A 4,551-nucleotide genomic window follows, 5' to 3' on the forward strand; every position below is an offset into this window, starting at 1 on the left:
GGCGACCCGCTGCGCCCGGCTCCGCCGCGCTCGCGATCGCCACAAAGTCCCACGGTGGCGACCCGCTGCGCCCGGCTCCGCCGCGCTCGCGATCGCCACAAAGTCCCACGGGGGCGACCCGCTGCGCCCGGCTCCGCCGCGCTTGCGATCGCCACAAAATCCCACGGTGGCGACCCGCTGCGCCCGGCTCCGCCGCGCTCGCGATCGCCACTACGCTGGACGGCATCGAGCCGGCGACCCCGGCAACGTCATGCGATGTCAAGCGAGGTCAAAGAGTGCGTGAGTTCAGTGTGCCCGCCCCGTTTACCGTTGGCGAACACGACAGCATCGTGGCATCGGTCTATGACCACGAGCGTGAAGACCCTGACTTCGTGATTTTCCAGCGGCTGATCGACGGAGCTTGGACTGACGTGACATGCGCCGCCGCAGCCGGCCAAATCCGCTCGGCTGCAATGGGTTTGATTGCTCTGGGCGTGCAGCCTGGTGACCGGGTCGCGATCTTCTCGGCAACCCGCTACGAGTGGGCGATCCTCGATTTCGCGATCCTGTCCGTCGGCGCCGTGACGGTCCCGATCTACGAGACGTCGTCGGCTGAGCAGGTGCGCTGGGTGCTGCAGGACTCCGAGGCGGTGGTGGCGTTCGCAGAAACCGACGCGCACGCAACGATGGTCAGCGAGCTCACCGGCCAGCTACCGACGTTGCGCCGGGTATTGCATATCGACGGCTCGGGCCGCAAGGCGCTTGACCAGCTCGCCGAAGAGGGCGCGTCGGTCGACCCCGCCGAGGTCACCAACCGGGTCCAGGCTTTGCGCAGTGCTGACCCGGCGACGCTGATCTATACGTCGGGAACCACCGGGCGACCCAAAGGATGCCAACTCACCCATTCCAACCTCGTGTACGAGACCCGCGGCGCCGAGGAGGTGCTGCCCACCCTGCTGACCAAGGGCGAACGGCTGCTGGTCTTTTTGCCGCTGGCCCACGTGCTTGCCCGGGCAATCACGATGGCCGCATTCGCCAACAAGGTCACGGTCGGCTTCACCAGCGACATCAAGAATCTGGTGCCGATGTTCGCGGTGTTCAAGCCGACGATCGTGGTGTCGGTGCCGCGGGTATTCGAGAAGGTGTACAACACCGCCGCGCAAAACGCCGCCAATGACGGCAAGCGGCGGATCTTCGACATCGCCGCGCAGACTGCCGTCGACTGGAGCCAGGCGCAGGACCGCGGCGGCCCGGGCCTGCTGCTTCGCGCCAAGCATGCGCTCTTCGATCGGTTGGTCTACCACAAGCTGCGTGCGGCGTTGGGCGGAGACTGCCGCGCCTCCATCTCCGGCGGTGCCCCACTTGGCGCCCGGCTGGGTCACTTCTACCGCGGCGTGGGCCTGACCGTGTACGAGGGCTACGGGCTGACCGAGACCAGCGCGGCCATCACCGTCAACCAGGTCGGCGCCTTGAAAATCGGTACCGTCGGAAAACTCTTGCCCGGCAACAGCATGCGCATCGCCGACGACGGCGAGCTGCTGGTTCGCGGAGGCGTGGTGTTCAGCAGTTATTGGCACAACGAACAAGCCACCGCAGAGGCATTCACCGACGGTTGGTTCAAAACTGGCGACCTCGGCGAGGTCGGCGAGGACGGCTATTTGACCATTACCGGCCGCAAGAAGGAAATCATCGTCACCGCGGGCGGTAAGAATGTCGCCCCGGCGGTGCTCGAGGACCAGTTGCGGGCGCACCCGTTGATCAGCCAGGCGATGGTCGTCGGCGACGCTAGGCCGTTCGTCGGGGCGCTGATCACCATCGATCCGGAGGCGTTCGAAGGATGGAAACAGCGCAACAGCAAGGCCGCCGACGTGTCGGTGGGCGATCTGACCACTGACCCAGACTTGGTCGCCGAGGTGGACGCCGCGGTCAAACAAGCGAATCTGGCTGTCTCACATGCCGAGTCAATCCGTAAGTTCCGGATTCTGCCGGTCGACTTCACCGAAGACACCGGTGAGCTGACCCCCACCATGAAGGTTAAGCGCAAGGTGGTGTCGGAGAAGTTCGCCCCCGACATCGAAGCGATCTACTCCTAAGACGCGAGCCACTCGCTAACCGTCCAACAGCGCGGCCATACGTGCGGCCAGCGTGTCCCACCGCCAGTTTTCGGTCACCCAGTTCCTGCCCGCAGCACCCATGGCGGCAGCCCTGCCGGGATCGGCCAACAGCGCACCGACCACGTCGGCAACCTGGTCCACCGATCGACCGTCGACAACACACCCGGTTATGTTGTGCCGCACGGTTTCCGGTGCTCCACCCGAGCACCCGGCAACCACCGGCACGCCAGTGGCGGAGGCTTCCAGGAAAACGATGCCCAGCCCCTCGACGTCCAATCCAGCACCTCGGGTCCGGCACGGCATCGCGAAAACGTCGGCCATCGCGTGATGTGCGGGTAGCTCAGCGCCGGAAACTGCACCGGTCAAGATCACCTGCTCGGCCACCCCGCAACCCTGGGCCAGCCGGCGCAGCGCCGAAAGGTAGGGACCGCCGCCGACGATGACCAGCGCGGCGCCCTCGACTCGCTGCCGGATCGCCGGCAGCGCTCGGATGAGCATGTCCTGCCCCTTGCGCGGTACCAGCCGCGACAGGCACACCACCGTGGGGCGCTGGCCCAGCCGGTAGCGGGACCGCAATTCGGCGCGGCTCGCCGGGTCCGGCCGGAACCGGTCCGTGTCCACCCCGGGCGGCAGGTACTCCAATGCCGCCTGCGGCCCGAATGCCGACGCGAACCGGGCGCGGGTGTAGCGGCTGACGAAGGTCACCACATCGGTGCTATCGCCGATGCGACGCAGCACCGAGCGGGCCATAGGAAGCATCGACCAGCCCACTTCGTGGCCATGCGTGCTGGCCAGCACCCGAATCGCGCCGGCCCGTCGCGCGCGGTCCGCCAGCAATGCCAGCGGCGCCGCGGCGCCGAACCAGACGGTGTCGATGTCGCAGGCGGCGATCAGGCTGCGCATCCGGATGTCGACCGCCGGACCGGGCAGCATCAGCGTGCCCGGATGGCGCACCACCTGATAGCCAACTGCGCGCGCGTCGAAGGCGTCGGCACCTTTCCACTGCGGCGCATACACCGTCACGGCATGCGACCCCATGCTGACGATCCTGCGCACCAGCTCTTCCAGATAAGACTGAATGCCGCCCCGCCGAGGCGGAAAGTCGTTGGTCACCAGCAGGACCCGAGCCACCCGGAAAGGCTAGCGGTTGAGCCACTGCTGCCAGCGCGTGAGCACGCTGGCCGGTTCGGTGCCCAGCACCGCACGCATCGCGGCGGTCACCCCGGTATGTCCCACACCGCAGGCGGCGAGGTACAACCGGCGCAGCCTCGCCGTCCCGTACGCGTCGGCCACGAAGCGAGCAAACCACCACGCCTTGTCATAGCCCAGCGAGCGCTGCGGCCCGGGCACGTCGAGGTCGGCATCGGAGGGAAGTGTGGCCGCCAATGCGGGGGGCGCCGACGTGGGTGGCCGTGCAACGAAGTCGGCCACGCCTTCAGTCAGCCAGCGCGGCGCGTCAAGGGTGGTTTCGGCGCGCGCCGCGTAGTGGAAAAGCTCGTGGCGCAACACTATTCGCAGCGACGTGTCGCTCATCGTCGCGGCGCCCGGCGCGAAGACGATGCGCTGGCCGAACGCGGCACGATGCTGGGGATCGACTCGGTCGGCGACGGTGACCGCCGCGATATCGGCCCACTGCGCCGGCGCACCGCCGGCTGCGGCCGCGAACTGCTGCTGCGAAACCGTCGCCACCACCGTGATCTGGCGCAGCCACTCTGGCCCCCAGAAGGCCTGCACCGCGTCGACAGCCCCACCCATCTCGGAGGCGACTCGAGCCAAAAGCCGGTCGGTCCTCGGGCCCCCGAGGCTCACCAGCCGCACCGTGCGGCCCCCAGCGACCACAACCGTTTGCGCGGTGCTGGCAGCGCTGGCTGCAGCTGGTTGCTCCGGGGGGCCTGCCAACACCGCACACCCAACGGTCAACTCGACGAGAAGTGCACCGGCCAATAGCACCGGAGGCCACCGGCGACGAAACCGCTTGGCGAGGACTCCGCCCGGCAACGATGTGGGCCACCATGGCCCGAGGCGGGGGAACCTCCAGCCGGGTAGCGGCGAGGGGGCGAGCCGGGCCATCGACTCTAGTAGCGGCGCGCGTTGTGGATCGGGCCGGACGATGTCATCGGCACCACCCGCACCGGCTGACCATAGGTGGAGGAATGAATCATCAGACCGTCGCCAATGTAGATGCCGGCGTGTGAAGCGTCGGAGTAGAAGGTCAGCACGTCGCCGGGCTGCAGATCCGACAACGCGACCGGCTGCCCGCCATTTGCCAACGCCTGGCTGGAGTGCGGCAGCGGAATGCCGGCCTGCTGGAATGCCCACATCACCAAGCCCGAGCAGTCGAACCCGCCGGGGGCGGCACCGCCCCATGAGTAGGGCTGGCCTACCTGGGTGAGTGCCGCCTGGACGGCGACCGCGGCAGCACCCGAGCCGGGGCCGGCGGGCGGCAGCGCGTCGGGAG

4 protein-coding genes are annotated in these 4,551 nt (G+C 68.0%); 1 reads left to right on the plus strand and 3 read right to left on the minus strand.

Features of this window, described 5'->3' with window-relative positions:
- Window positions 1-275 precede the first annotated feature (275 nt).
- Entirely contained in the window at window positions 276-2,072 is a 1,797-nt protein-coding gene (locus ACFE99_RS19585; protein ID WP_375488089.1) for an AMP-dependent synthetase/ligase, read from the plus strand.
- Between the two features lie 15 nt (window positions 2,073-2,087).
- Here the strand turns inward: ACFE99_RS19585 and ACFE99_RS19590 are convergent, their stop codons facing one another.
- From ACFE99_RS19590 to ACFE99_RS19600, 3 genes are all read right to left on the minus strand, one after another.
- Window positions 2,088-3,224 (minus strand): glycosyltransferase family 4 protein, encoded by a 1,137-nt coding sequence (locus tag ACFE99_RS19590; protein ID WP_375488090.1) that lies wholly within the window; start codon window positions 3,222-3,224, stop codon window positions 2,088-2,090.
- A 9-nt stretch (window positions 3,225-3,233) separates the two neighbouring features.
- On the minus strand, window positions 3,234-4,037 hold the full coding sequence (locus tag ACFE99_RS19595; RefSeq protein WP_375488093.1) for a hypothetical protein: 804 nt from the start codon (window positions 4,035-4,037) through the stop codon (window positions 3,234-3,236).
- A gap of 131 nt (window positions 4,038-4,168) precedes the next feature.
- Window positions 4,169-4,551 (minus strand): NlpC/P60 family protein (locus ACFE99_RS19600; RefSeq protein ID WP_375488091.1); only part of this gene is annotated, 383 nt, incomplete at its 5' end.

This window comes from uncultured Mycobacterium sp., from assembly GCF_964249325.1.
Lineage (GTDB): Bacteria > Actinomycetota > Actinomycetes > Mycobacteriales > Mycobacteriaceae > Mycobacterium.